The 25,312-nt window shown below is 70.6% G+C and carries 22 protein-coding genes; 14 read left to right on the top strand and 8 right to left on the bottom strand.

The features are described from left to right. Positions 1 to 34: 34 nt before the first annotated feature. Both EKG36_RS14700 and EKG36_RS14695 read left to right on the top strand, forming a co-directional pair. Positions 35 to 1,204, top strand: coding sequence for a dihydrolipoamide acetyltransferase family protein (locus tag EKG36_RS14700; RefSeq protein ID WP_126485394.1), 1,170 nt, complete (start codon positions 35 to 37; stop codon positions 1,202 to 1,204). Continuing rightward, positions 1,192 to 1,458: an acyl carrier protein gene (locus tag EKG36_RS14695; protein ID WP_126485392.1), complete on the top strand. Its 267-nt coding sequence runs from the start codon at positions 1,192 to 1,194 to the stop codon at positions 1,456 to 1,458. The genes EKG36_RS14700 and EKG36_RS14695 overlap by 13 nt, the downstream gene beginning before the upstream one ends. A gap of 10 nt (positions 1,459 to 1,468) precedes the next feature. Here EKG36_RS14695 and EKG36_RS14690 read toward each other — a convergent pair whose 3' ends face one another. Continuing rightward, positions 1,469 to 2,653, bottom strand: coding sequence for a M24 family metallopeptidase (locus EKG36_RS14690; protein ID WP_126485390.1), 1,185 nt, complete (start codon positions 2,651 to 2,653; stop codon positions 1,469 to 1,471). Positions 2,654 to 2,789: 136 nt separating this feature from the next. Between EKG36_RS14690 and EKG36_RS14685 the strand changes: the two genes are divergently transcribed. The 11 genes from EKG36_RS14685 to EKG36_RS14635 all read left to right on the top strand — a co-directional run bounded on the left by EKG36_RS14685 (position 2,790) and on the right by EKG36_RS14635 (position 14,266). Next, positions 2,790 to 3,506, top strand: coding sequence for a YebC/PmpR family DNA-binding transcriptional regulator (locus tag EKG36_RS14685; RefSeq protein ID WP_126485388.1), 717 nt, complete (start codon positions 2,790 to 2,792; stop codon positions 3,504 to 3,506). Between the two features lie 184 nt (positions 3,507 to 3,690). Then, the gene (locus tag EKG36_RS14680; RefSeq protein WP_126485386.1) at positions 3,691 to 3,939 is read left to right on the top strand and encodes a HypC/HybG/HupF family hydrogenase formation chaperone; all 249 of its coding nucleotides are present in this window, start codon (positions 3,691 to 3,693) and stop codon (positions 3,937 to 3,939) included. Beyond that, positions 3,932 to 4,315, top strand: coding sequence for a hydrogenase maturation nickel metallochaperone HypA/HybF (locus tag EKG36_RS14675; protein WP_126485384.1), 384 nt, complete (start codon positions 3,932 to 3,934; stop codon positions 4,313 to 4,315). The genes EKG36_RS14680 and EKG36_RS14675 overlap by 8 nt, the downstream gene beginning before the upstream one ends. Then, positions 4,308 to 5,090, top strand: a complete 783-nt coding sequence (gene hypB / locus EKG36_RS14670; RefSeq protein ID WP_126485382.1) for a hydrogenase nickel incorporation protein HypB — start codon at positions 4,308 to 4,310, stop codon at positions 5,088 to 5,090. The genes EKG36_RS14675 and hypB overlap by 8 nt, the downstream gene beginning before the upstream one ends. A 3-nt stretch (positions 5,091 to 5,093) precedes the next feature. Next, positions 5,094 to 8,540: a carbamoyltransferase HypF gene (gene hypF / locus EKG36_RS14665; protein ID WP_221766089.1), complete on the top strand. Its 3,447-nt coding sequence runs from the start codon at positions 5,094 to 5,096 to the stop codon at positions 8,538 to 8,540. Next, a complete protein-coding gene (gene hypE, locus EKG36_RS14660; protein WP_221766088.1) occupies positions 8,537 to 9,559 on the top strand; it encodes a hydrogenase expression/formation protein HypE in 1,023 nt (340 codons plus the stop codon). Before hypF ends, hypE begins: the two co-directional genes overlap by 4 nt. A 33-nt stretch (positions 9,560 to 9,592) precedes the next feature. Then, entirely contained in the window at positions 9,593 to 10,789 is a 1,197-nt protein-coding gene (locus tag EKG36_RS14655; RefSeq protein WP_126485380.1) for a 4Fe-4S dicluster domain-containing protein, read from the top strand. Beyond that, entirely contained in the window at positions 10,782 to 11,615 is an 834-nt protein-coding gene (locus tag EKG36_RS14650; RefSeq protein ID WP_126485378.1) for an FAD/NAD(P)-binding protein, read from the top strand. Before EKG36_RS14655 ends, EKG36_RS14650 begins: the two co-directional genes overlap by 8 nt. Before the next feature lie 14 nt (positions 11,616 to 11,629). After that, positions 11,630 to 12,448: an NADH-quinone oxidoreductase subunit B family protein gene (locus tag EKG36_RS14645; RefSeq protein WP_126485376.1), complete on the top strand. Its 819-nt coding sequence runs from the start codon at positions 11,630 to 11,632 to the stop codon at positions 12,446 to 12,448. Then, entirely contained in the window at positions 12,445 to 13,746 is a 1,302-nt protein-coding gene (locus tag EKG36_RS14640; RefSeq protein ID WP_126485374.1) for a Ni/Fe hydrogenase subunit alpha, read from the top strand. The genes EKG36_RS14645 and EKG36_RS14640 overlap by 4 nt, the downstream gene beginning before the upstream one ends. Then, complete coding sequence (locus EKG36_RS14635) at positions 13,730 to 14,266, top strand: hydrogenase maturation protease (protein WP_126485372.1); 537 nt, start codon at positions 13,730 to 13,732, stop codon at positions 14,264 to 14,266. Before EKG36_RS14640 ends, EKG36_RS14635 begins: the two co-directional genes overlap by 17 nt. Positions 14,267 to 14,307: 41 nt before the next feature. Here the strand turns inward: EKG36_RS14635 and EKG36_RS14630 are convergent, their stop codons facing one another. The 6 genes from EKG36_RS14630 to EKG36_RS14605 form a co-directional block, all read right to left on the bottom strand. Next, entirely contained in the window at positions 14,308 to 15,078 is a 771-nt protein-coding gene (locus EKG36_RS14630) for an META domain-containing protein (RefSeq protein ID WP_126485370.1), read from the bottom strand. Between the two features lie 88 nt (positions 15,079 to 15,166). Continuing rightward, positions 15,167 to 15,610, bottom strand: a complete 444-nt coding sequence (locus EKG36_RS14625) for a DUF4399 domain-containing protein (RefSeq protein ID WP_126485368.1) — start codon at positions 15,608 to 15,610, stop codon at positions 15,167 to 15,169. 248 nt (positions 15,611 to 15,858) lie between these two features. Then, positions 15,859 to 16,716, bottom strand: a complete 858-nt coding sequence (locus EKG36_RS14620; RefSeq protein ID WP_126485366.1) for a PA4780 family RIO1-like protein kinase — start codon at positions 16,714 to 16,716, stop codon at positions 15,859 to 15,861. Between the two features lie 43 nt (positions 16,717 to 16,759). Further along, a complete protein-coding gene (gene dbpA / locus EKG36_RS14615) occupies positions 16,760 to 18,166 on the bottom strand; it encodes an ATP-dependent RNA helicase DbpA (protein ID WP_126485364.1) in 1,407 nt (468 codons plus the stop codon). 117 nt (positions 18,167 to 18,283) lie between these two features. Further along, positions 18,284 to 21,328, bottom strand: coding sequence for an EAL domain-containing protein (locus EKG36_RS14610; protein WP_246007528.1), 3,045 nt, complete (start codon positions 21,326 to 21,328; stop codon positions 18,284 to 18,286). Then, positions 21,328 to 22,473: a substrate-binding domain-containing protein gene (locus EKG36_RS14605; protein WP_185827568.1), complete on the bottom strand. Its 1,146-nt coding sequence runs from the start codon at positions 22,471 to 22,473 to the stop codon at positions 21,328 to 21,330. Before EKG36_RS14605 ends, EKG36_RS14610 begins: the two co-directional genes overlap by 1 nt. Before the next feature lie 337 nt (positions 22,474 to 22,810). Between EKG36_RS14605 and mltF the strand changes: the two genes are divergently transcribed. Next, positions 22,811 to 24,241: a membrane-bound lytic murein transglycosylase MltF gene (gene mltF, locus EKG36_RS14600; protein WP_246007522.1), complete on the top strand. Its 1,431-nt coding sequence runs from the start codon at positions 22,811 to 22,813 to the stop codon at positions 24,239 to 24,241. Here mltF and EKG36_RS14595 read toward each other — a convergent pair. Continuing rightward, positions 24,224 to 25,210 (bottom strand): sensor domain-containing diguanylate cyclase, encoded by a 987-nt coding sequence (locus EKG36_RS14595; protein WP_185827567.1) that lies wholly within the window; start codon positions 25,208 to 25,210, stop codon positions 24,224 to 24,226. The two genes, mltF and EKG36_RS14595, sit on opposite strands and share 18 nt — an antisense overlap. Positions 25,211 to 25,312 lie beyond the last annotated feature (102 nt).

Genomic DNA, 25,312 nt, shown 5'->3' with positions numbered 1-25,312 from the left:
TGGACCACCGCCCCGGCCCGGGAGGAGAGATCAGATGAGTGACTTCCGCATGCCTGCGCTGGGCGCCGACATGGAGAGCGGCACCCTGGCGGAATGGCACATCCAGCCGGGGGAGCGGGTCGAGCGCGGCCAGGTCGTCTGCGTGGTCGAGACCCAGAAGGGCGCCATCGAGGTGGAGATCTGGCAGAGCGGCACCGTGGAGCGGCTGGTGGCCGAGCCCGGTGACCGGGTGCCGGTGGGCGAGGTCCTGGCGGTGCTCCGTGGCGAGGACGACACCGTGGGCGAGACGCCCCCCCGGCCATCGCCTGCCGCCCCCCCGACGGCCAGGTCTCGCCGGCCTGCCGACCTGCCCCCGGTCGGCGCGCCGGCGGCCCCCCTGCGGCGGCGCGTCTCGCCCGCCGCCCGACGTCGGGCCGCCGCCCTGGGCGTCGACCCGGCGAGCGTGTCCGGCAGTGGCCCCGGGGGCACCATCACCCTGGAGGACATCGAGCAGGCGGCCGCGACGAGCGGTCCTGCGGCGGCCGGCGACGACCGCGATGCCATGCGCCAGGCCATCGCCGCCGCCATGTCCCGCGCCAACCGGGAGATCCCCCACTATTACCTGGGCCACTGGCTCTGCGTGGAGCCGGCACTCGCCTGGCTGGCAACCCACAACGCCCGGCGGCCGGTAGCGGAGCGGCTGATCTTCCCGGTGCTCCAGCTGCGCGCCGTGGCCATGGCACTGCACGAGGTGCCGGACCTCAACGGCTGGTACCTGGATGGCGCCTTCCGCCCGGCGCAGGGCATCCACCTGGGCGTGGCCATCGCACTGCGCGGTGGCGGCCTGGTGGCCCCGGCGCTGCGTGACGCCGATGTCCTGGCCCCCGACGCCATGATGGCCGCCCTGGGCGACCTCCTGACCCGCGCCCGGGCCGGCCAGCTGCGCAGCTCCGAGATGAGCGACACCGGTCTCACGGTGACCAACCTGGGCGATCTCGGCGTGGACAGCGTCCAGGGGGTGATCACCCCGCCCCAGGTGGCCCTGGTGGGCTTCGGACGCGTCAGCGAGCGCCCCTGGGTCCGCGACGGCCAGGTGGTGGCCGCCCGTTGCGTGCATGCTTCGCTCGCTGCCGACCACCGGGTCACCGACGGCGCCATCGGTGCCCGCTTCCTGGCCCGTCTGACCGACTTCCTGCAGGAGCCCGAACGCCTATGGCAGAACTGAGCCGCGAGACCATCCGTGACACCGCCATCGACTGCATCCTGAGCGTGGCTCCCGAGGCGGAGATCGACCGCCTGCGCCATGATCGCCCCTGGCGGGAGCAGCTCGAGGTCGACTCCTTCGACTTTCTCAACGTGCTGGTCGCCCTGGAGACCCGCCTCGGCGTCAGCGTGCCGGAGGGCGACTATCATGAGCTCACCACCCTGGACGGCCTGGTGGCCTACCTCGAGGCACGACTGGCCGAGACGCCGCCCTGAGGCCGCAACCTCACCCCTGCTGCAACTGCCAGTCGTTGTCGGTGAGCGGCTCGCCCCCCGCGGGCGTGACCCGCACGGTGTCGCTCAGGCCGATACCCCACTGCCCCGGCAGGCGCAGGCAGAGCGGCAGGTGGAAGACCATGTCGGCCTCGAACTCACGGGCCTGGCCGCGGGCGATGTAGCCGGTGCCCTCGACCCAGCTGGGCGGGAACTGGGCGCCCACGGCGTAACCGAACACGCCCGAGAAGAACACCCGGTCGGCATGGGGCGCCAGAACCGCCTCGGCAGCCCGCGCCGCATCGTCGAAGCTCCGTCCCGGCCGCATCGCCACGAGCAGCGCTTCGAACATCGCCCGGCAGACATCGCGGAGCTCGTGCATGCCGGGACTGGCCCGCCCCGCCACGGCGGTGCGCATCATTGGTGCCGTGTAGCGCTGGAAGGCCGAGCCGAATTCCAGGAACACCGGCTCGTCCCGGGCGATCACCCGTCGCTTGTGGTTGACGTGAATGGTGCCGATACGCGCTCCGGTGGTGACGATGGGCTGCAGGCTCATGAACTCGCTGCCCGCCGCCAGCATCGCCCGGGCGCCCTCCGCGGCCACCTCGTTGTCGGTCACCCCCGGAGCAATGGTCGCCATGGCCGCGTGCAGCCCCGTCGAGGTGATGCGCGCGCTCTCCCGCAGGCAGTCGAGCTCGAGCTCGCTCTTGACGATCCGCAGCCGGTCGAGCAGCTCGCCCCCCTCGTGGCGGAAGCGCTCGGTACCCAGCCGCACCTGGAGGGGCTGGATCACCCCGTGGCGCAACCCGGCGCCCATGGCGTCGATGCCGATGGTATGGAACGGCGCCAGCACCTCGGCCAGCGGCTCGACGACCTCCTCCACCCCCTCCCAGCGGTAGCCGAGGATCTCGTCGACCCGGGCGGTCACCACCGCCGGCCCGGTCTCGATGGATGCCACCTGCAGCACCAGACGCTCGACCGAGACCACCAGGCAGGCATGCACCGACACCTCGAAGGTATGGTAGCCGGTGAGATAGTGGATATCGGCCGGGTCGGTGAGCAGCAGGGCCTCGAGGCCGGCCTCGCGCATGGCGGAACGCAGACGCGTGCAACGGGCCTCGAGCTCGGCCTCGGGAAAGGGCAGCTCGCTGCCCCCGAGGGCATCGGCGAGCACGTGACGATAGCGGTGGTGATCCATGAGGCGACTCCAGGCGAAGAGGACCTCCCGCCAGTGTAGCGGGGACGGGCCAGGCGACCGGGTAAATAAGGCTGTTACCGCACCGCCCGGTTTCGTAGAATCCTGGCACGAGACCAGACGCAACAGGACAAATGCAATGGGCAGGGCCTTCCAGAACCGCAAGGAATCCATGGCCAAGACGGCCGCCGCCAAGACCAAGGTCTACAGCAAGTACGGCCGCGAGATCTACGTCTGCGCCAAGCAGGGCGGCGTCGACCCCAATGGCAATCTGGCCCTGCGCGGGCTGATCGAGCGCGCCAAGAAGGACCAGGTGCCGTCCCACGTGATCGACAAGGCCCTGGACAAGGCCAGCGGCGTGGGCGGCGAGGACTACTCCGCGGCCCGCTACGAGGGCTTTGGCCCGGGCAACTGCATGGTTATCGTCGAGTGCCTGACCGACAACCCCAACCGCACCTTCGGCGACGTGCGCGCCTGCTTCAACAAGGCCAAGAGCAAGCTCGGCACCCCGGGCAGCGTCAGCCACATGTTCGACCACTGCGCCATCCTGGCCTTCGAGGGCCATGACGAGGACGCCACCCTCGAGGCACTCATGGAAGCCGACGTCGACGTTACCGACATCGAGAACGAGGCGGGGCGCATCACCATCTTCGCGCCGCATACCGAATACGCCAAGGCCAAGCAGGCGCTGATCGATGCCTTCGGCGAGCTCGACTTCGAGGTCGACGAGATCCAGTTCGTTCCCCAGACCACCACCGCGGTGGCAGGCGACGACGTGGCAATGCTCGACAAGCTGCTCGACACCCTGAACGACCTGGACGACGTCCAGAACGTCTACCACAACGCCGAGCAGTGATCCCCGCACTCGCCCTTTCGCGAAGGGCGAGCCTGCCGCTTGCCGTGACGCGCCCGCTCCGTGGAACCCGTCGCGTTTCCGTATGTTGCCCCCTCTTCTATAGTGCTACTCAGTAGGCCGCCATCCCCGCCTGGGGCGCATCGACGCCTCGCGACCGGCGACAGGAAGACAGCGAGGGGCAACCATGTGCCTGGCCATACCCATGCGCATCACCCGGATCGAGGGTGCCACCGCTCGGGCGGCATCCCGGGGGATCGAGCGCGACATCGACCTGATGCTGGTCCAGGACCAGGCCCTCAAGGTGGGCGACTTCGTCATCGTGCACGTCGGCTACGCCCTCCAGCGCCTTGCGCCCGAGGAGGCCCTGGCCACCTGGCGACTGCTTGACGAGGCGGACGCCGCCGCCACCGGCGGAGGGGCGGACCATGCATGAGCTGGGCCTCTGTCGGTCGCTGGTCGACCAGGCCTGCCGGGTCGCCGAGCGGCACGGGGCCACGCGGATCCGCCGGATCCGCCTGCGCGTCGGCCCCCTCTCCGGCGTCGAGCCCGCACTGATGCAGACCGCCTTCCCACTCGCCGGCCGCCATACTGCCGCCGAGGGCGCTCGCCTCGAGATGATCCCCTGTTCCATACGCGTGCACTGCCCCGCCTGCGGCCGGGAGAGCACGGCGCACGCCAATGACCTCGGCTGTCCGCACTGCGGCGAGTGGTGCACTCGCCTGGTCGCCGGTGACGAGCTGCTGCTGGAGAGCGTCGGGCTGGCGACCGACACGCCCGCCCCGGATGTCCAGGAGGCCCCCCATGTGTGATACCTGCGGCTGTGCCCTGCCCGACCACCGCCATGCCCCCGAGCGCGATGCCCGGAGCATCGAAGTGCTGGAGGGCCTGAAGACCCACAACGATCGCCTCGCGCACCACAACCGCACGCACTTCGACGCCGCCGGCGTGCTGGTGGTCAACCTGATGTCCTCGCCCGGCGCCGGCAAGACCCGCCTGCTCGAGGCCACCATCGAGGCGCTCGGGGGGCGGCATCGCCTGGCGGTGATCGAGGGCGATCTGGAGACCGAGAACGACGCCCGCCGCATCCGCGCCAAGGGGATTCCGGCCGTGCAGATCACCACCGGTAGCGCCTGCCACCTCGATGCGGCGATGGTCCACGAGGCCCTGCCCGCGCTGCCCCTCGAGGCACTGGACTTGCTGTTCATCGAGAACGTCGGCAACCTGGTCTGCCCGGCGAGCTTCGACCTGGGCCAGCATGCCAACGTCACCTTGCTCTCGACGCCGGAAGGCGACGACAAGCCGCTGAAGTACCCGGTCATGTTCCGCGCCAGCGACCTGGTGCTGGTCACCAAGAGCGACCTGCTGGAGGTCCTCGATGATTTCGCCGTCGACGCCGTGGCGGCGCATGTCCGCCGCCTCGCCTGCCCCGCCCCGGTGCTCGAGGTCAGCGCCCGCGCGGGCCGGCTCGATGGCTGGCTGCACTGGCTCGAGGCCCGCCTGGAGGAGCGACGCCGACCACGCTTCCACCCCGTCCCATCCACCGGGGACGGCCATCTCCTGTCCCGGCCCCGGGGCCTCGCCTGAACCATGGCCACGGCGTCTCCCGGCGACTGGCTCTCGCGCATTCGCGCCCTGCCGCGCCCCGCCTCGGGACGGCTGCGGGTGATGAATGTCTGCGGCGGCCATGAGCGCACCATCACCCATGCCGGCCTGCGCAAGGTGCTGCCCGACTACCTGGAACTGATCCCCGGGCCGGGCTGCCCGGTCTGCGTCTGCCCCGAGGAGGATATCCACACCGCCATCGCCCTCAGCCTGACCGACGGGGTCATCGTTGCCACCTTCGGCGACATGGTGCGAGTACCCTGCAATGCGCCCCGCCGCGAGCCCCGCTCGCTGCAGCAGGCCCGCGCCCATGGCGGTCGGGTCCACCCGGTGGCCTCGCCGACCGAGGTGCTCGCGCTGGCCCACCGGCATCCCGAGGCGCAGGTGGTGTTCTTCGTCGCCGGCTTCGAGACCACCACGGCCCCGGTCGCTGCCCTCTTCTCCCGCACGGACCTGCCCGACAACCTGCTGCTGCTGCTCAGCGCCCGCCAGACCTGGCCGGCGGTGGCCCACCTGCTCGACGGCGAGCGCCCCGGTTTCGACGCCCTGATCGCCCCCGGCCACGTCGCCACCCTGATGGGCGCCGACCAGTGGCGCTTCGTCCCCGAGGCCCACGGCCTGCCCACTGCCGTGGCCGGTTTCACCCCCGCGCTGATCCTGGCCGGCCTGCATGCAGTGATGGTCCAGGCGGCCGAGGGGAGAGCCGGACTCGACAATGCCTACCCGCAGTGTGTCAGCGCCGACGGCAATCCCCGGGCCCGGGCGCTGCTGGCCGAGCGCTTCGCGGTCGGCGCGGCGCCGTGGCGCGGCATCGGCACCCTGCCCGGCTCGGGCTACGCCTGCCGCGACGCCCTGGCCGAGCGCGACGCCCGGCGCCGCTATCCGGAGGTGCTCGAGGCCGCCTATCGACGGCGCGGCGAGATGCCCCCCGGGTGCGACTGCGCGGGAGTCGTGCTGGGCCGCATCCGGCCGCCGCAATGCCGCCTCTACGGCAGCGCCTGCCGCCCGGAGAATCCGGTGGGGCCCTGCATGGTCTCCGAGGAGGGCGCCTGCAGTATCTGGTGGAGCAGCGGCGTCACCGCGCCCGAGACGCCGGCCCCATCGCCCGCCGTAGCGCCCCACCCCGTGGACGGCCCCGACGCGGCGCGCCGCTGGGTGCTCGAGGGGGGCGTCCAGGGCGTCGGCTTCCGTCCCTTCGTCCACCGCCTGGCCCACCGCCTGAACCTGGGGGGACGGGTCCGCAACCACGGCGGCCGGGTGGTAGTCGAGGCCCAGGGACCGCCGGAGCGCCTCGCGCGCTTCGCCCGCGCCCTGCTCGACGAGGCCCCGCCCCGCGCCGCCCCACGCATCACCGCGACCCGGGCCATCGCCGCCGACCTGTCGCGTCCCTTCGCCATCCTGCCGAGCGACGGCGATGCCCCCGGCCCCCTGCCGCTGGACCTGCCGGTCTGCGAGGCCTGCCTCGCGGAGATGGCCGACCCCGCCGATCGCCGCCACCGCTACCCCTTCACCCACTGCGACCAGTGCGGTCCGCGCTACAGCGTGATCGAGGCGCTGCCCTACGACCGTGCCCGCACCAGCCTGGCGGACTTCCCCCTGTGTGCGGCTTGCCGGCGGGAGTATGAGGATCCCGACGATCGCCGCTTCCATGCCCAGTCCATCGGCTGCCCCGACTGCGGACCGCGGCTGCGACTGGTGGACGGCGACCGGAAGACGCCGGGCAATGGCGAGGCCCTGGCGGGGGCCATTGCCGCCCTGGCCGATGGCCGGATCGTCGCGGTGAAGGGCGTGGGCGGCTATCACCTGATGGCCGATGCCGGCCATCACGAGGTGGTGGCGCGCCTGCGCGCGCGCAAGCATCGCCCGGACAAGCCCTTGGCGGTGATGTTCCCCTGGGCCGGGGCCGACGGCCTGGACGCGGTGCGCCACCACGCCGCCGTCGAGGCGGCCGCCGCCCGGGCCCTGGCAAGCGACGAGCGCCCCATCGTGCTGCTGCCGCTGCGCGAGGGCCATGGCCTCGCCGCGGGCATCGCCCCGGGCCTCGGGGAGGTCGGCGCCCTGCTGCCCTATGCGCCGCTCCACCACCTGCTGCTGCAGACGCTGGAGCGCCCCCTGGTCGCCACCTCTGCCAACCTCGGCGGCGAGCCGATCGTCACCGACGCCGCCACCGCCGAGGCGCGCCTCGGCGCGATCGCCGATGCCTTCCTGCATCATGATCGCGACATCCTGCATGCCGTCGATGACAGCGTCCGGCGGGTGATCGCCGGCCGGGCGCGTCCGCTGCGACTCGGCCGCGGCGCGACGCCCCTCGAGCTCGCGCTGCCCGCGCCGCTGCCCGCGCCGGTCCTCGCCGCGGGCGCCCAGCAGAAGGCCGCCCTCAGCCTGGCCTGGGAGGCTCGCCTGGCGTTGTCGCCCCACCTGGGCGACCTGGACGGCCTGCGCGCCCAGCGGGCCTTCGCGGTCATGGCCGCGGCCATGACCGCCGCCTACACCGTGCGCCCCGAGGTCGTCCTCCACGACCGGCACCCCGACTACCACAGCACCCGCTGGGCTCGCGACAGCGGCCTGGCCTGCCACGGCGTGGCCCACCACCATGCCCATGCCGCCGCCCTGTGCGGCGAACATGGCCGCCTCGACGAGACACTGCTGGTCTTCACCTGGGACGGGACCGGCCTGGGCGCGGACGGCACACTGTGGGGCGGCGAGGCCCTGCTGGGCCGACCCGGTCAGTGGCGACACCATGGCTCCTTCCTGCCCTTCCCCCTGACCGGCGGCGAGGCGGCCATTCGTTCGCCCTGGCGCCTCGCGACCCTGCTCGGCTGGCAGGCAGGCCTCGACTGGCGGCCCGAGGACGTCGCCGATGACGAGCTCGCGCTGCTCCACCAGGCCTGGCGGCGGCGGCTCAACAGCCCGCCCTGCAGCGCGGTGGGCCGGCTGTTCGATGCCGCCGGCGCCCTGTTGCTGGACCTCTACCACACCAGCTTCGAGGCCCAGGCAGCCATGCGTGTCGAGGCCCTGGCCGAGGGCGAAGGACGGGCGCTGGCCCTGCCCCAGGTCAGGGACGACGCCGGGGTGCTGCGCTGCGACTGGCGCCCGTTGGTTCGCCGCCTTGCCGACGCCCGTCGGCCACCGGCCCAGCGCGCCGCAGACCTGCATGCCACCCTGGCGGAGAGCCTCCGACACCAGGCCCGGGCGGCCCGCGAGGCCACCGGGATCGCCACGGTCGGCCTGAGCGGCGGGGTGTTCCAGAACAGGCGCCTGACCGAGAGGGCCGCCGCTGGCCTGGCGGCGGACGGCTTCGAGGTGCTGCTCCACGAACGCCTGCCCTGCAACGACGCCGGGATCAGCGTCGGGCAGGTCATCGAGTATGGCTATCGGCATGCCCGCCAGGCCCCACCGGCGTCCGGTCACCCCATGAGGAGGAGTGAGTGATAACGCCCGAAACCGACAGCATCACCCTCGCCCACGGTAACGGCGGTCGCCGCATGCGCGAGTTGATCACCTCGATCTTCGTGCGCCACCTGGGCAATCCCTGCCTGGCACCGCTCGCCGACGCCGCCCGGCTTCCCGACCATCTCGCCGACGACGAGGCGCTGGCCGTGAGCAGCGACGGGGTCACCGTGCAGCCCCTGTTCTTCGCCGGCGGTGACATCGGCAGCCTGGCGGTACACGGTACGGTCAACGACCTGGCCGTCGCCGGGGCGACACCCCGCTACCTGACCATCAACGCCTTCCTCGAGGAAGGCCTGCCCCTGGCGACGCTCGAGCAGATCGTCGCCAGCCTGGCCGCGGCCGCCCAGGCATGCGGCGTGCAGGTGGTGGCCGGCGACACCAAGGTTCTGCCCCGGGGACTGTGCGGCGGGCTCTATCTGGGTGTCTCGGGGATCGGGGTGCGGTCACGCCGCCTGTCCCTCGGCGCCGAGGCCATCCGTCCCGGCGATGCCGTGCTGGTCAGCGGGCCGGTGGGCGACCACGGCGTCGCGGTGATGCTGGCCCGCGAGGCGTTCGGCCTGCGCGGGGAGCTGCGTTCGGACAGCGCCAGCGTGCTGCCCCTGACCCAGGCGCTGCTGGCCCTGCCGGGACTGCGCTTCATGCGCGACCCCACCCGGGGCGGACTGGCCACCGTGATGCACGAGGTGCGGCAGGCCACCGGTCTGGGCATTACCCTCAGGCAGGAGCGGATACCGATCCGGGGGGGCGTGTGCAGCGTGTGCGAGATGCTCGGTTATGACCCCCTCTACCTCGCCTGCGAGGGCCGGGTGGTGGCGATCGTCGCCGCCGAGCGGGCCGAGGAGGCCCTCGGTCGCTGGCGGGCCCTGCCCCAGGGGCGCTCGGCGGCGCGGATCGGCACCCTCGAGGCGGACCACGACCGTCTGCTGCTGGTCAACGACTGGGGCGGGGAACGGACCCTGCTCGAGCTGGAGGACGATCCCCTGCCGCGGATCTGCTAGGTCGGACCGCTCGACGAGACCGGAGGATGCCCCATGAAGGTACAGCGCTTTCTCGCCCGGGACCGCTTCCCGTCGCTGCTCGAGCGGCTCGAGGAGGCGGGCTATGACGTCATCGGCCCCCAGGTCCGCGACCACGCCATCGTCTTCGATACCTTGCCCTCGGTCGAGGCGCTGCCCCGCGGGGTCACCGACGAGCAAGGCCCCGGCCATTACCGTCTCGCCGCCTCGCACTCGGGCCGCTACTTCGACTGGGCCAACGGCCCCCAGGCCCTCAAGCCGCTGACCTTCGTGCCGCGGGAGACCCTGTGGACCAGCAAGACCCGGGATGACGGCACCCTGGTGTTTCGCGAGCAGCCTCCCGAGGCTCGCCCCACCGCGGTGATCGGCGTGCGGGCCTGCGACCTGGCGGCACTGGCGATCCACGACCGCCACTTCCTGCACGGTGCCGAGCCCGACCCTCATTATCGCGCCCGGCGCGAGAACCTGTTCCTGGTCGCCGTGAACTGCTCGCGCTCGGCGGCCACCTGCTTCTGCACCGCCACCGGGGACGGGCCGAGGGTTCGCCATGGCCACGACCTGGCGCTGGGGGAGCTCGACGACGGCTTCGTGGTAGAGGCACATACCGACCGCGGCCGGGAGCTTCTCGCCACCCTGGACACCACCGAGGTCACCGCCGAGGCACTCGACGAGGTCGAAGCCGCCCTCGAGCGCGCCGCCGGCCAGCAGCATCGCCGCCTGCCCGCCGGTTCCCTGCCGGATCAGCTGCAGGCGGCGGTGGTGCACCCGCACTGGCAGAACCTGAACGACCGCTGCCTGACCTGCGGCAACTGCACCGCGGTCTGCCCCACCTGCTTCTGCCAGACCCACGTCGACACGCTATCGCTGGACGGCCGCGAGGCCGGCCACGCCCGGCAGTGGGAGACCTGCTTCAGCCCCGACCACAGCTACATCCACGGCACCATCATCCGCGCGGAGCGGCCTCAGCGCTATCGCCAGTGGCTGACCCACAAGTTCGGCACCTGGGTGGAGCAGTTCGGTCGCAGTGGCTGCGTGGGCTGTGGCCGCTGCATTGCCTGGTGCCCGGTCGGCATCGACGTCACCGAGGAGCTTGCCGCGCTATGTCAGGCGCCCGCCCCCGCGCCGGGTCAGACACCCGAACGCGCGCCGTCCCGGGCAGGCGACAGCGCGACAGGCGACATCCCCGGACGCCAGGAGGCCGGCGATGACTAGCGCCCTGCTGCCCCACGAGGCCGTGGTCGTCGACCGCAAGGACGAGACCCCCGAGATGTTCAGCCTGCGGCTGCGCTTCACTGATCCCGAGGTGCAGGCCGGCTACCGCTTCTCGCTGGGCCAGTTCAACATGCTCTGCCTGCCCGGCATGGGCGAGGTACCGATCTCCATCGTCTCCGATCCCGAAGACCGGCAGACCATCGACCACACCATCCGCCAGGTCGGCTCGCTCACCCGCAACCTGGGACGCCTCGAGATCGGCGACCGGCTGGGCCTGCGCGGCCCCTATGGCCGCGGCTGGCCAGCCGCGTCGGCCGAGGGGACCGACCTGGTGATCGTCACCGGCGGGCTGGGCTGCGCGCCCGCCGTCTCGTTGATCGAGTTCGCCCTGCGCCGGCGCTCCCGCTACGGACGCCTCCACATCGTGCAGGGCGTCAAGCATGCCCACGACCTGATCTGGCGGGAACGTTACGATGCCTGGCGACAGCACCCCGACGTCGAGGTCTACCTGACCGCCGACACAGGTGACACCCTCTGGCCCTGGCACCTCGGCCCGGTGACCCAGTTCTTCGACCGCATCGACATCGATCCCACGCGCTGCTCGGTGTTCCTGTGCGGGCCGGAGGGCATGATGAAGGCCGTGATCCGCGAGATGGACCGGCGCCGCGTGCCGGCCCGGCGGATCTGGCTGAGCATGGAGCGCAACATGCACTGCGCCCTGGGCGCTTGTGGCCGCTGTCAGCTGGGAGCCAAGTTCGTCTGTCGTGACGGGCCGGTCTTCTCCTGGGCGGAACTGGCCCCCTACCTGGCCCACCAGGGCATCTGACCGGGAGGCTGCCGATGATCACGCCGCACCGACGCCCGCGCATCGCCGTGCACAAGTTCAGCTCCTGCGACGGCTGCCAGCTCGCCTTCCTCAACCTGGGGGAACCGCTGCTGGCCCTGGCCGAGAGCGTCGACATCCTGCACTTTGCCGAAGCCGGCCCCGTGGACGAGTCCGCCGACGTCGACATCGCCTTCATCGAGGGCAGCGTCGCCACGTCCGCGGACGCCGCCCGGCTACGCGGCATCCGCGAGCGCAGCCGCCACGTGGTCACCATCGGCGCCTGCGCCACGGCCGGCGGGCTCCAGGCCCTGCGCAACCTCGCGGACAGCGAGGCCTGGATCGAGGGCATCTACGCCCGGCCCGAGGACATCGACCTGATGGCCGACTCCACGCCCATCGCCAAGACCATCCGCGTCGACCTGGAGCTGTGGGGCTGCCCGGTCAACGGCGAGCAGGTGCTGGGAGTGACCCAGGCGCTGCTGGCCGGCCACCTCCCGCACGTGGATCACGCCGCGGTGTGCACCGAATGCAAGCGCCGGCAGACGGTCTGCGTGATGGTCGCTCGTGGCACGCCCTGCCTGGGGCCGGTCACCAGTACCGGCTGCGGGGCGATCTGCCCACAGCTGCAGCGCGGCTGCTACGCCTGCTACGGTCCCGCCGTTCAGGCCAATGTCGCGGCCCTGAGCAGCTACCTGGTGGACACCGGCATGCCGGCCGACGAGATCGCCCGCCGCCTGCTGTTCATCAACAACCAGGCCCCGCCTTTTCTTGACGCCGGCCGGGAGTGGCAGGCCCGGGTGATCCAGCGCAGCGGCGGCGAGGAGACCTCATGAACGACAACACGCGCACCGGGGAGATCCATGTGCCGGTCCTGGCCCGGGTCGAGGGCGAGGGCGCGCTCGACATCCGGGTGCGCGAGGGGCGCATCGAGACACTCAAGCTGCGCATCTTCGAGCCACCGCGCCTGTTCGAGAAGCTGCTCGAGGGCCGCGCCGTCCAGGACGTGATCGACGGCGTGGCGCGCATCTGCGGCATCTGCCCCGTGGCCTATCAGATGAGTGCCGTGGCGGCGCTCGAAGCGATCCTCGGGATCACCCCCTCACCCTGGGTGACGCGCATGCGGCGGGTGATGTACTGCGGCGAGTGGCTGCAGAGCCATAGCCTGCACATCCATCTGCTGGCCGCCCCGGATTTCCTGGGCTTCGACAGCGCCCCGGCCATGGCCAGGCGCTACCCCGACGAGGTGCGCCGTGGCCTGCGGCTGCAGGGGCTGGGCAATGCCATCATGCAGACCTTCGGCGGCCGCTCGGTGCACCCGGTCGGCGTGTGCACCGGGGGCTTCTTCCGCGCGCCCGATGCCTCGTCCATGGCCGCCCTGCGGGCCCGGCTCGAGGCGAGCCGCGACGAGTCCCTGGCGCTGATCGACTGGGTGGCCGGCCTGCCGCTTCCCGAGGACGACCAGGACTTCGTCTCGGTCTCGCTGCGTCACCCAAGGGACTATCCCATCACCGCGGGACGGATCGTCTCGGACCATGGACTGGATATCTCTGTCGACGATTTCGAGCAGCACGTCCGGGAATTCCAGGTGCCCCACTCCACGGCCCTGCACGCCCACCTCGACGGACGTCCCTACCTGGTGGGGCCGCTGGCCCGGCTCAACAACAACCTCGACCGGCTGCCGGCCGAGCTGCGTGACCGGCTCGCGACGAGCGGCATCCGCTTCCCCAGCCGCAACATGTTCCACAGCATCATCGCCCGGGCGGTGGAGATGCATCTCGCCCTGGACGAGGCGCTGCAGCTCACCGAAGCCTATGACCCCGCCGCAGAGCCCCATGTCCAGGCCACGCCCCGCGCCGGCACCGGAGTCGGCTGCACCGAGGCGCCGCGGGGCATTCTCTGGCACCGCTACACGCTCGACGCGCAGGGCCTGGTCGAGAGCGCCCGCATCGTGCCGCCGACCAGCCAGAACCAGGCGCGCATGGAGGAAGACCTCGGCGCGGCGCTGACCCGCTTCGGCCTCGACCGCGACGACGATGCCCTGCGACTCCACGGCGAGATGGTGATACGCAACTACGACCCCTGCATCTCCTGCGCCACCCACTTCCTCGACTTCCATGCCGACCGTGAATGAGCCGCGATCGTCCGGCGCCGGGGGCCACGCCTACCTGTTCGGGCTCGGCTCGCCCCATGGTCGCGACCGACTCGGCTGGCTCGCCGCCGAGCGGCTGGGCGCCGAACTGGCCGGTCGGGGCGACCTTTCGGTCGCGTGCCTCGGCCAGCCCAGCGATCTCTTCCTCCACCCGCTGGCGGCTGGCGACCGTCTGCTGCTGCTGGATGCCATGCGCGGCAAGGGGCCACCCGGCACGGTCATGGCCTTCTCGCCCGGAGAGCTCCCCGATGGCGTCGGGACATTGTCGTCGCACGGCATCGGCCTGGCCGGCACTCTGGCACTGGTCGAGGCACTGGGCCTCTGCCGAGCGGGCATCCGGGTCGTCGGCATCGAGATGGCGCCGGCCGGTGCCGCTCCCACCCTCGGCGAGGGCACCGCCAGGCGACTGCGCAACGAGGTACAGCGCTGGCTCGAGGCCCCCCCGCATGCACCGGGCCCGGCCACTGCCGGAGCCTCGACCGCGCGGCCGCCGCCGGAATAGCCGCTCCGGCGGCGGCCGATGCCGATGCCGATGCCGATGCCTCAGGTCAGATGGCGCACCACGAAGCGGGCCAGCAGTTGGCCCCGCGCATCATAGAGCTCGAGATGATCGGCCAGCACGCGATAGCCGGCCGTGGCCTCCAGGGCGGCCAGGAAGCGCGACTCGAGGGGGGCGGCGTCCCCGCAGGCCATGCGGGTGGCGGCCAGCGTGCCGAAGCGCAGCGCATCGCCCCTCAGCAGGTAGGCGCCCGCCAGGCGGTTGCAGCCGGTGGAGCCGGCGACCCGGTTATCCTCGCCATGCAGGACCAGGTGCGGCTCGCGGCCGTCGGCCGGCAGGGCGACCGGGGTATCGCCGAGCTGGACCAGCTTCCAGTAGGTGTCCTCCAGGGTCTCGGTCACGAAGGCCTCGGTGCGCCGTAGTCGGTAGTCCAGCGCGGAATCGATCTCGCGCCCTTCCAGGTCGAGCAGTTCGAGGGTGTCGGCATCACGCAGCCGCCAGAACCGCGGCCCCTGATCGCCGCCCACCAGGGTGAGGGTCTGGCGGTCGCCATCCAGCGACCACTCGCCGCGCTCGTGGAAGCGGCGGCGTTCGTCCGGCCCCAGGTAGGCCGTGGCCAGCGTGTAGACCCCGTCGGGGAACAGCGAGAGGTGATAGCGGATGCCCGTGCAGTCGGCACAGGGCAGTTGACCGCGGAAGCTGGCCGGCAGCTCACCCAGCGCCTCCTCCGGCTTGCCGGAGCGCTCGAGCGCCGCACAACCCACCAGGAAGACGGCGGTCAGCAGGAAATAGGCAAAGAGAAACATCCTTTTCATCGGGTAACATCCTGTCGCAAGGGGCGGGTAGGCGCTTGGACCACAGGATGCGAAAAGGTTCGGCGCGGCCGGCGGCCGCGCCGGGAGATCACTCCACGGTGATGGTGATCGGCTCGGAGGCCACCGGTGGATCGAAGCTCAGGTGGCGATGGTCCATGAACAGCAGCTGCAGGGTGTGCTCGCCAGGGGGCAGCTCCAGGGTGGCCTGGGTCTGGCCGCCGCCGAAGTGGCGGGTCTGGTCGGTGGAGGGCAGCGGAGCCGAGAGATCGACCTCCGCCAGCGGCGTGTCGATCAGCAGGTGATGGTGTCCGGTCTTGGGGGCCTCCATGCCGGCCGGGGCCACCCCCATGCCCTTGAGCCCCATGCGCACGGTCAGCGGCCCCGAGACGGTGGCCCCGTCCTGTGGTGCGATGATGTAGACCTCGGCATCCTCCGGCGGCGCCTGGCGCTGCATCTCGTCGGCCAGGGCCGGCGAGGCCAGCAGGGCACTGCCGAGCAGCACGGCGGCAATTCCGGAAAGTGAACGGCGCATGACGATACCTCCTGTACCTTACTTGGGCTCCATGACGGGCCCCGGGGCCCATCGCGGGCGTGCCCGAGCGGCGGGCACGTCAGCCAAAGTGTAGCAAGGCACGTCCCGCCTGCGCGCCTCGACGGCTGTGCACTCGAAGCCGGGAGCGCTGGCCGGGACGGCGCCTGCCGGCTCCAGACCCAGCAGGTCTGGCCGATCCGGCATCCCGGATACGGATGCATTGCGCCCAGCGCCCGCCGCCGGCCAGGCTATTCCTCGTCCTGCGCTTCGCCGCACCGCGCGAGACGCCAGGCCTGCTGCTCCCGGGCATCCTCGATGACGGTAATCAGCTCGTCGACATCCACGGCCGTGGAATCTCCCACGAAACGCCCGGTCAGGGCGCTGTCCGGATGCAGCTCGCCGGCCTCGTAGAGCGCCCAGATCTCCCGACCATAATCGGTGTCGTGCAGGGCCGGGGCAAATCGCCCGAAATAGGCTCGCATGTTGTCGACGTCGCGGCGCAGCAGCATGCCGGCGCTGTTGTTGCCGGCGGCATCCACCGCCTGGGGCAGGTCGATGATCACCGGCCCTGCGTGGCCGAGTAGCACGTTGAACTCGGAGAGATCGCCATGCACCAGGCCGGCACACAGCATGCGCACGACCTCACGGATCACGGCGTCGTGATGGGCGATCGCCTGCTCGGCGCTCAGGGTGACGTCATCGAGGCGCGGCGCCGCCCGGCCGTCCGCGTCGGAGACCATCTCCATCAGCAGCACGCCATCGACAAAGCCCAGGGGGGTGGGCACCCGGACTCCCGCCGCCGCCAGGCGATGGAGAGCCTCGACCTCGGCATTCAGCCAGGCCTGCTCTTGTTCCTGCTGGCCATAGCGGGTCTTCTTGGCCATGGCCCGTTCGCGTCGGCTGTTGCGCCCCCTGCGCCCCTCCCGGTACTGCACCGCCTGCTTGAAACTGCGCTGCCGGGCCTCCTTGAAGACCTTGGCGCAGCGACGCTCCTCGCCACAGCGCACCACATAGACCTGGGCCTCCTTGCCGCTCATCAGCTGGCCGAGGACCGCATCGATCAGGCCGTCATCGACCAGCGGCTGCAATCGCGCGGGAATCTTCATTGCGTGACTCCAGCGGCGCGAATGAGGAACACTGCGCCGCTCATCAACGGCTGACACGACGGGCGCGGAAGGTGCGTCCCTTGATACGCCCGCCGTTCAGCTGCGCCAGGGCGATCGCGGCAAGCTCGCGCTCGACGGCCACATAGGTGCTGCGTGCCAGCACCTTGATCTTGCCGATCCGCGCCCCGTCGAGGCCGCCCTCACCGGTGAGGGCCCCGAGAATGTCCCCGGGGCGAATCTTCTGCTGCTTGCCGGCACCGAGTTGCAGGGTCGCCATGGGTGCACGCAGGGGCGCTCGCTCGCCCGGCCGATCGGGCAACACCTCGGTCTCGAGGGCCTGGCCGAGGAAGGCCTCGAGACGCGCCAGCCGATGCATCTCGTCCTCGCCGACCAGGGTGCAGGCCATGCCCTGGCTGCCGGCCCGACCGGTACGCCCGACCCGGTGCACATGGACCTCGAGTTCCCGGGCGATGCGGTAGTTGAACACCGCATCGAGTTCCGCGATATCCAGCCCCCGGGCCGCCACATCGGTGGCCACCAGCACCGAGGCGCTGCGATTGGCGAACAGCACCAGGCGCCGATCGCGGTCCTGCTGCTCCAGGTCGCCATGCAGGGCCAGGGCACTGATACCCGCCTCGTCCAGCGCCTCGGCGAGCTCCCGGGTCTCCTGCCTGGTATTGCAGAACACCACGCTGGACGTCGGCCGCCGCTGCAACAGCAGTTGCCGCAGGGCCTCGAAGCGCGCCGGGTCATCCGCCACCCGGTAGAAGTGCTCACGGATAGTGGCGCGGTCGTGGGTCTCGGCAGCCGAGATCGAGACCGGGTCGCGCATCCGGCCCTCGGCCAGCGGCCGGACGCCCTCGCCGTAGGTGGCACTGAACAGCCAGGTGCGACGGTCCTCGGGGGTGGCGGCGATGATCGCCTCCAGGGTCGCCTGGAAGCCCATGTCGAGCATGCGGTCGGCCTCATCGAGCACCAGGGCGTCGAGGTCCGCCAGGGCCAGGCTACCCTTGCGCAGGTGCTCTTCCACGCGCCCCGGGGTGCCGACGACGAGATGGGCGCCGTGGACCAGTGAGGCGAGCTGCGGGCCCAGGGGGGCGCCGCCACACAGCGTCAACACCTTGATGTTGGGCAGCCCACGCGCCAGGCGGCGCAGCTCCTCGGCGACCTGGTCGGCCAGTTCCCGGGTCGGGCACAACACCAGCCCCTGCACGCGGAAGCTCGCTGGGACAAGCCGCGCCAGCAGCCCCAGCCCGAAGGCCGCGGTCTTGCCCGATCCGGTCCGGGCCTGGGCGATCAGGTCACGCCCGGCCAGCATCGCCGGCAGGCTCTCGGCCTGGATCGGCGTCATGCGCCGGTAACCCAGCGACGCCAGGTTGGCCAGCAGTTCGGCGCCCAGCGGCAGGCGGGAGAAGGCGCCGGCGGCGTCCGGGGAGAGGGCATCAGTCACGGGTCGGACCTGTCTTGAGGGGGCGGGGAAGCGGGACAGGCGACGCTACGCACTTGCCGGCGCCAGGGCAAGAAAAAACGTCACCACTGACGCTCCCTGCCGGTAGCGGGATCCGCGTCACGGACTGGCAGTTGCATCGCAGCGGCGCAGCTTGCCGAGCAGCTTGCCGGCACTCTCGGGACGGCCGAGCAGGAAACCCTGCACCTCGTCGCAACCGAGGCCCTCGAGGAAGGCGCGCTGTGCCTCGGTCTCCACGCCCTCGGCGACGACCCGGAAGTTCAGGCTGTGCGACATGCTGATGATCGCACTGACCAGGACCTCGTCATCGACGTCGCCGGGGACGTCGGTGATGAAACTGCGATCGATCTTGAGGATCTCGATCGGCAGCCGCTTGAGGTAGGTCAGGGACGAATAGCCGGTGCCGAAGTCGTCGATCGCCAGCCCCAGTCCCATGGCGCGGATCTGGTGGAGCACCGGCAGCACCTGATCGACGTTGTCCATCAGATGGGTCTCGGTGATCTCGAGCTCCAGCAGCTGGGGGGGCAGATCGGCCTGCTGGATCGCGCCCTGGATATCGCGGATCAGCTCACCCTCATGGAGCTGACGCGGCGAAAGGTTGACCGAGACCGGCACCGGGTAGCCCGCCTCTGCCCACCGAGCGGCCTGGCGGCAGGCCTCCTTGAGCACCAGGTGGCCGATATCGACGATCAACCGGGAGTTCTCGGCGATGGGGATAAAGGTGCTCGGCGGCACCGGACCGTATTCCTCGCTCTGCCAGCGCACCAGCGCCTCGGCACCGACCACGCGCTGGCCGGCAATGTCGAAGCGAGGCTGGAAGTGCACGTAGAGTTCGCCGTTGTCGATGGCCTTGCGCAGCCCCGCCTCGTAGCGCAGACGTAGCTGGTGGCGCTCGTCGATGGACGGGTCGAAGAGGACCACCTTCTGGCGACCCAGCGACTTGGCCTCGTACATCGCCTGGTCGGCGTTGCGGACCAGCGCCTCGACGGAACAGCCATGCCGCGACGCCAGGGTGATCCCCAGGCTCGCGGTGCTGAAGCAGGAGGCGATGCCCAGATCATAGGGCTCGCTCAGGGCGCGCAGGATGCGCCGGGCGATGGCCATGGCCTGCCCCTCCTGGGTGATCCCCCGCAGCAGGATGGTGAACTCGTCGCCCCCGAAACGGGCCACGGTATCCCGTGACTGGACACAGTGACGCAGGCGATCCGCCACCTGGCAGAGCAGTTCGTCGCCCAGGGAGTGGCCGTGGGTGTCGTTGATGTCCTTGAAGTGGTCGATATCAATGAAGATCACGCCGGTCTCTTTCGAGGCTTCGCCCTGCAGTGCCTCGTCCAGCTTGAGGGTGAAGAGGCTGCGATTGGCCAGGCCCGTCAGGGGGTCGTACCAGGCCAGCCGTTCCAGACGCTGCTCGGCGACCTTCAGCGAGGTGATGTCGCTGAACAGCAGCACGTGGTGCCGTTCGCCCTCGGTGGGCGGCAGGCTGGTGACCGAGACCAGCACCGGCAGGCTGCCGCCGCCATTCTGCTGCAGGTCACACTGGCCCTGCCAGCGATGCCCCCGCGACAGGTGGTAGGTCACCTCGGGGTGTCTCATCAGGAAATCGCGGATGGCGGCGGTGGCTCGCGACTCGTCGTGCCCGCTCATCTCCCCGAAGGCCCGGTTGGCGAGGAGCGTGCGATGGTTGTCGTCGAGCACGATGATCGCCTCGCTGGTCTCGGCGAACACCTGGTGGGCGAGCTGCAGCTGCTCCCGGGCCTGGGTGATACCGGTGATGTCGGTGGCGATCCCGCCGACCAGATAGGGCCGCCCCTGGTCGTCATAAATGGGGAACTTGGTGACCAGGTAGCGATGGATGCCGTCCGGTGTCGCGAGTTCCGTCTTGTACTTGACCGGCTTCAGCTCATGCAGCAACTGCTGGTCGGACTCCGTGGCCAGGACCACCACCTCTTCGTCCAGGGCGTCGTCCGCCCGGCTCTGGAGCATCGCCTCCGGCGTCGAGTGGACCGCCCAGGCGTAGCGCTCGTTGACCAGCCGGTAGCGATTCTCCAGGTCCTTGACGAAGACCAGGTCGGGAGAGTGCTCGAGGATGCCGGACAGGTACTTGTCGTGTTCGCGGATGCGCGTGAGCATGGCCTCGAAGGCCTTGCCGACCCGGTTGAATTCCAGGAACCGTCCTCCCGGGAAGGGCGTCGGCACCCCGCTCTGGGGCACCCGCTCGGCATAGCTCACCAGGTTGTCCAGCGCCCGACTGCTCAGCCGGCGCAGCACCAGCATCAGGGCGACTCCCAGGCCAAGCACCAGCAGGGTAGCGTAGAGGATGCTGGACATGTAGGTATCGCGCAGCGCTGCGAAGCTGTCGTCGGGCAGCAACGACCGCACCCGATAGCGATCACTGTTGCCAACCTGCAGCACATGCTCGCGTACCACCCCCTGGGGGGTGGTCACGACCGAGTCGTCGACGCTGTCCATGACCTCGAGGGCGTCGAGCTGGCCCGGTTTCTGCGCCAGGGCGTCGAGCACCGCGCCGTCGTGGCCGAGCACGGTGGCCCGCGCCCCGAACAGCGTCTGCAGGGCATTGGTGATCCAGAAGTTGTCGTTGATCTGCACGAAGACATGCAGCCTGCCGACCACTCGGCCCAGCGACGACTCGAGGATCGGCCGGGTCAGGCGCAGCAGGCTGTAGTGCCGCCCCTCCACCCGGGCATTCACCGTGCTCCAGGTCGACAGCGGGGCCGGCTGTCGACTCAGTGCCACCAGCGGCAAGGGCGTGCCCAGCAGGCTGACACTGGTCGAGACGAAGGCCTCGTCGTCGGTCTCGACCACCAGCGCATCGATACGCTGGGCTTCGTTGTCGTCCCGCAGGCTATCGAGGACCGCGGTCACCGCCGAGGCATCGCCATCGCTCAGGGCCCGGCTCAGACTGTCCCGCTCGACGAGGCCCAGGCTGTAGCGCCGGATGTTGCGCAGTTCGGACTCGATCAGGCTGTCGAGCACGCGCTGGTCCCGCGCATGGGCCTGTCGGGAGCCCTGCTCCAGGGCCTGCTGGGCCCCCATATAGGCGGTGGTCAGCAGGATGACGGCGACCGTCGTCAACAGCGCCAGCTGCAGCACCAGCACCATCCGCGAAAAGCGCCAGACCCGCATCACGGCGACTCCGACGACGGCTCGCTGAGCCGGAAGGCGCGGCGCTCGAGCCGCTCGATCGCGCCTGGCGACATGTCCCGGGTGATCAGGGCGATGTCCCCGGCGAAGATGTCGGGCACCTGTCGGGCCTGGCCCGACAGGTCCAGCTTGAGCGCTTCGGCCATGGCGATGCCGTTGTCATCATTAAGGCGCATGGCGGTGACATCCAGCCCCCCGGCCGCGAGGGCCTCCAGCTCGGCCGCCCCGCCGCCCCAGCCGTTGAGCAGGACCGTCTCTTCCCGCCCGGCCTCGCGCAGGGCGCGCAGGGCGCCGAGGGCGACATCCGTGGCACTGGCGAAGATCATCGCCAGGTCGGGATGGGCCTCGAGGGTCCGGCGGGTGGCGCGATAGGCCTGGTCGCTGTCACCATCGGTGTAGAAGGCCGCCACCTGCTCGACCTCGGGATAGTCGGCGGCCATGGCGGCGAAGGTGCCGCCGCGCATGCGGCTCACATAGCCCGGGGTGAAGTAGAGCATCAGGTACTTGCCACGCTGGTCGGCACGCTCGAGCATCCAGTCGGCGATCAGCCGGGTGCCCTGGGCATGGTCGAAGCCGACGTGCAGGAACGGCAGGTGGCCCTGCCACTCGGCCAGGGGCGTGGTGATGTTCTGCAGGATCAGGCGGGGCTCTCCCCGGGCCAGCAGGCGCTCGATGATGCGCTTGTGCGGCAGGGCATCCAGGGTGAAGACCAGGTAGTCCGGCTCCCAGGCCAGGGCCTCGGCGAGCTGCTTCGCCTGGAGGTCGACGTCCACCGAGGGACGCGAGAAGAAGGCCTTCAGCTCGTAGGGAATGTCCAGGCGGGCCAGCCGTGACTCGAAGGACACCAGGCTGCGCCGCCAGTAGTCCGAGGTCTGCAGCCCCGGATAGACGACGGCGATCCGTACGGGCGTCTCGGGCGGTGTCGCCAGCGGCACGGCCGGTGCACGCACCTGCTCGGCGAACTGCGCCATCAGGGCGCGCTGCTCGGGGTGTCGAGCCACATGCTCCTCGACACGAATGTACTCGTTCTCCGCCCGGGCCGGCATCGCCACGCCGAGGCCGGCGACCAGGGCCAGGCCCATGAGCCAGGCGAGCGGAGCGGTGAGTCTCGACCAGCGATCCTGCATCGTATCGCTCTCCTCATGCGCCGGAAGCGCCGTCAGGAGACCGATGCCCGACCACCCGCCTCCCTGACGACCGTCCCCATACGCTACCAGGCCGACTCCCCACCCCGGGTGAGTCAACGTTACCATTCCTTATAGTTAAGTTAACGCTGATGAAAAACGCAAAGGGGGAGACCACCTGGTGCTATCGGCTTACATCAAGCCAAGCGATATCGTACAAAGTATCCCGCCACGGTCATCGCGCTTTCCGTCCCAGGGAGGCTGCCACCTCCCCGGCTCACGCCACGCCAACGCTCGGGCCTGTTAGGGTGGCAGGCGAACTTCCCGACGCCGAGGGCCCTTGAGACCGCCACGACGCCTTCTCTCCCTGACCCTGGTGGGGCTGCTGAGCGTGGCCCTGCTGCTGGTGATGATCCATGAGGCGACACCGCGCCTTGCGCCGCCGAGCGAAAGCGGGACGCTGCGGGTGGCCACCCGCAACGCCGCCACCATCTACTACCTGGATCGCCACCAGCGGGCGGTCGGCCCCGAGCATGACCTGGTCCGGCGCTTCGCCGCGGCCAATGCCTGGCAGGTCGAATGGGAGCTGTTCGAGACCACCGCCGAGGTGCTCGCGGCCCTGGAAGACGGCGCGGTCCACCTGGCCGCCGCCGGTCTGACCCACCTGCCGTCCCGCGATGCGCGCTTCGCCCGAGGTCCCGCGCATACCGAGATCGTCGAGCAGCTGGTCTGCCACCGGGATGACCGTCCCCTGCCCCGCCGGGTGAGCGAGCTGGCCGGGGTCGAAGTGCGTGTCACCGCCGCCTCCAGCTACTCGGAACGGCTGCAAAGCCTGGTCAATGCCCACACCGGCTTTCGCTTCCGGGAAGACCCGCGCAATACCGAGACCCTGCTGGCGGCGGTGGCCGAGCAGGAGGTCGAATGTACCGTGGCCGATTCCAACATCGTGCGCATGACACGCCGCCACTTCCCGCACCTGGAAGTGGCGCTCAACCTGACCGCCGGGGAACCTCTGGGCTGGTACCTGCCCGACGACCAGGCACCACTCGCCGCCCAGGCCCGGCAATGGATGGCAAGCGCGGCGGGCAAGACGGCCCTGGCGGCCATTCGCCAGCGCTACTACAGCCATATCGGCGAGTTCGACTTCGTCGACCTGCGGGCCCTCAACCGGCGCATCGACGAGCGGCTGCCGCGCTTTCTCGACCTCTTTCTCGCGGCCGAGGCCAAGACCGGCATGCCCGCGGACCTGCTGGCCGCCCTGGCCTACCAGGAATCCCACTGGGATCCCGAGGCGGTCTCGCCCACCGGGGTGCGCGGCATCATGATGCTGACCCGCAACACCGCCGCCTCCCTCGGGGTGGCCAACCGGCTGGACCCGGCGGCGGCCATCGATGGCGGCGCCCGCTACCTCGCCGACCGCCACCGCCGCCTGCCCGAGAGCATCCCCGAGCCGGATCGCACCTACCTGGCGCTGGCCAGCTACAACCTCGGCCGCGGCCACCTGCTGGATGCCCGGGAACTGGCCCGGGAACTCGGCAAGAACCCCGATTCCTGGGCCGACATGAAGGAGGTGCTGCCACTCAAGGCCGACCGCCGCTACTACCCGCGCACGCGCTATGGCTATGCCCGGGGCTACGAGCCGGTGCACTATGTGGAACGGATCCGCAACTACCTCGACGTGATCGCCGCCGCCCTGGGCGAGCGCTCCCGGGCAGACGGCACCGCGCCGGAGCAGAGCGCCCCCCTGGCAGGTTCACCCGCCACCGGCTGACAAGATCGCCTCGCGCGGCGGCTCCCCGACCGAGTGGTTGCGCCCCGCCGCCTTGGCTCGGTACAGGGCGTCGTCGGCGCGGCGGAGGACGGCCTCCGCGGAGTCATCGTCGGGTCTCAGGGTGGCCACCCCGCAACTCACCGTGTAGGGGATGACCTGGCTGTCCTGTGGCACCGGGTGCTGCTCGACGCGCCGTCGCAGGCGCTCGGCCACCCTGGCAGCTCCCTCCCTGTCGGTATCGGGCAGCAGCACCGCGAACTCCTCGCCCCCCAGGCGTCCCAGCAGGTCCACCTCGCGCAGGGAATCACGGACGGTGTCGCAGAAGGCCTTGAGCACCTCGTCGCCGGTGGCATGCCCCCAGTGGTCATTGATGCGCTTGAAGTGATCGAGATCCAGCATGAGCAGCGAGCAATCCCCGCCGGAGCGCCGCACCCGGGCGTACTCGTCGGCCGCCCGCTCGAAGAAGTAGCGCAGGTTCGCCACGCCGGTGAGGGGATCGCGACGCGACAAGGCCTCCAGCCGGTGCTCCACCTCCTTGCGTTCGGTGATGTCACGAAAGAACCATACTCGTCCGAGATGGCGGCCGTGCGGACCCCGCAAGGCCTTCGAATGGCGCTCCAGGGTACGGCCATCGACGAGCTCGATCTCGCAGTGATCCTCGAGCGCCGGATCCGCATAGAGCTCCTCGACCCGACTCAGGAACTCGGCCGGCTCCAGGATGCGCTGGAGGGCCAGCGCCATCAGGCGCCGCTCGGGGAGACCGGCGAGATCCCCGTCGTCGTCGGTCCCGGTGATGGCGGCGGGATCGATGTCGAACACTTCGAACAGCCGCTGGTTGTGCGAAACGATCCGGCTCTGGTCATCCACGACCAGGATGCCATCGGGGGAGGCCTCGTGGATCGCCGTGATCAGGGAGGCCTCGAACTCTCGCCGGCCGGCGAGGTCGGCGCCGTCATGTGTCGGGATCATGCGCCGTGGCCGGGGTGGAAGCCCATGGAATCGTGTCCTCCGCGGTCGTCTCGGGTGGGACGTCGCGTACGGCGACGCTCCATGCAGCGCTGGGTGACAGTA

Source organism: Halomonas nitroreducens (assembly GCF_003966155.1).
GTDB classification, from domain to species: Bacteria; Pseudomonadota; Gammaproteobacteria; order Pseudomonadales; family Halomonadaceae; genus Halomonas; species Halomonas nitroreducens.
The sequence above is the reverse complement of the archived record's forward strand: the minus strand, read 5'-3'. Positions and strand labels throughout refer to the sequence as shown.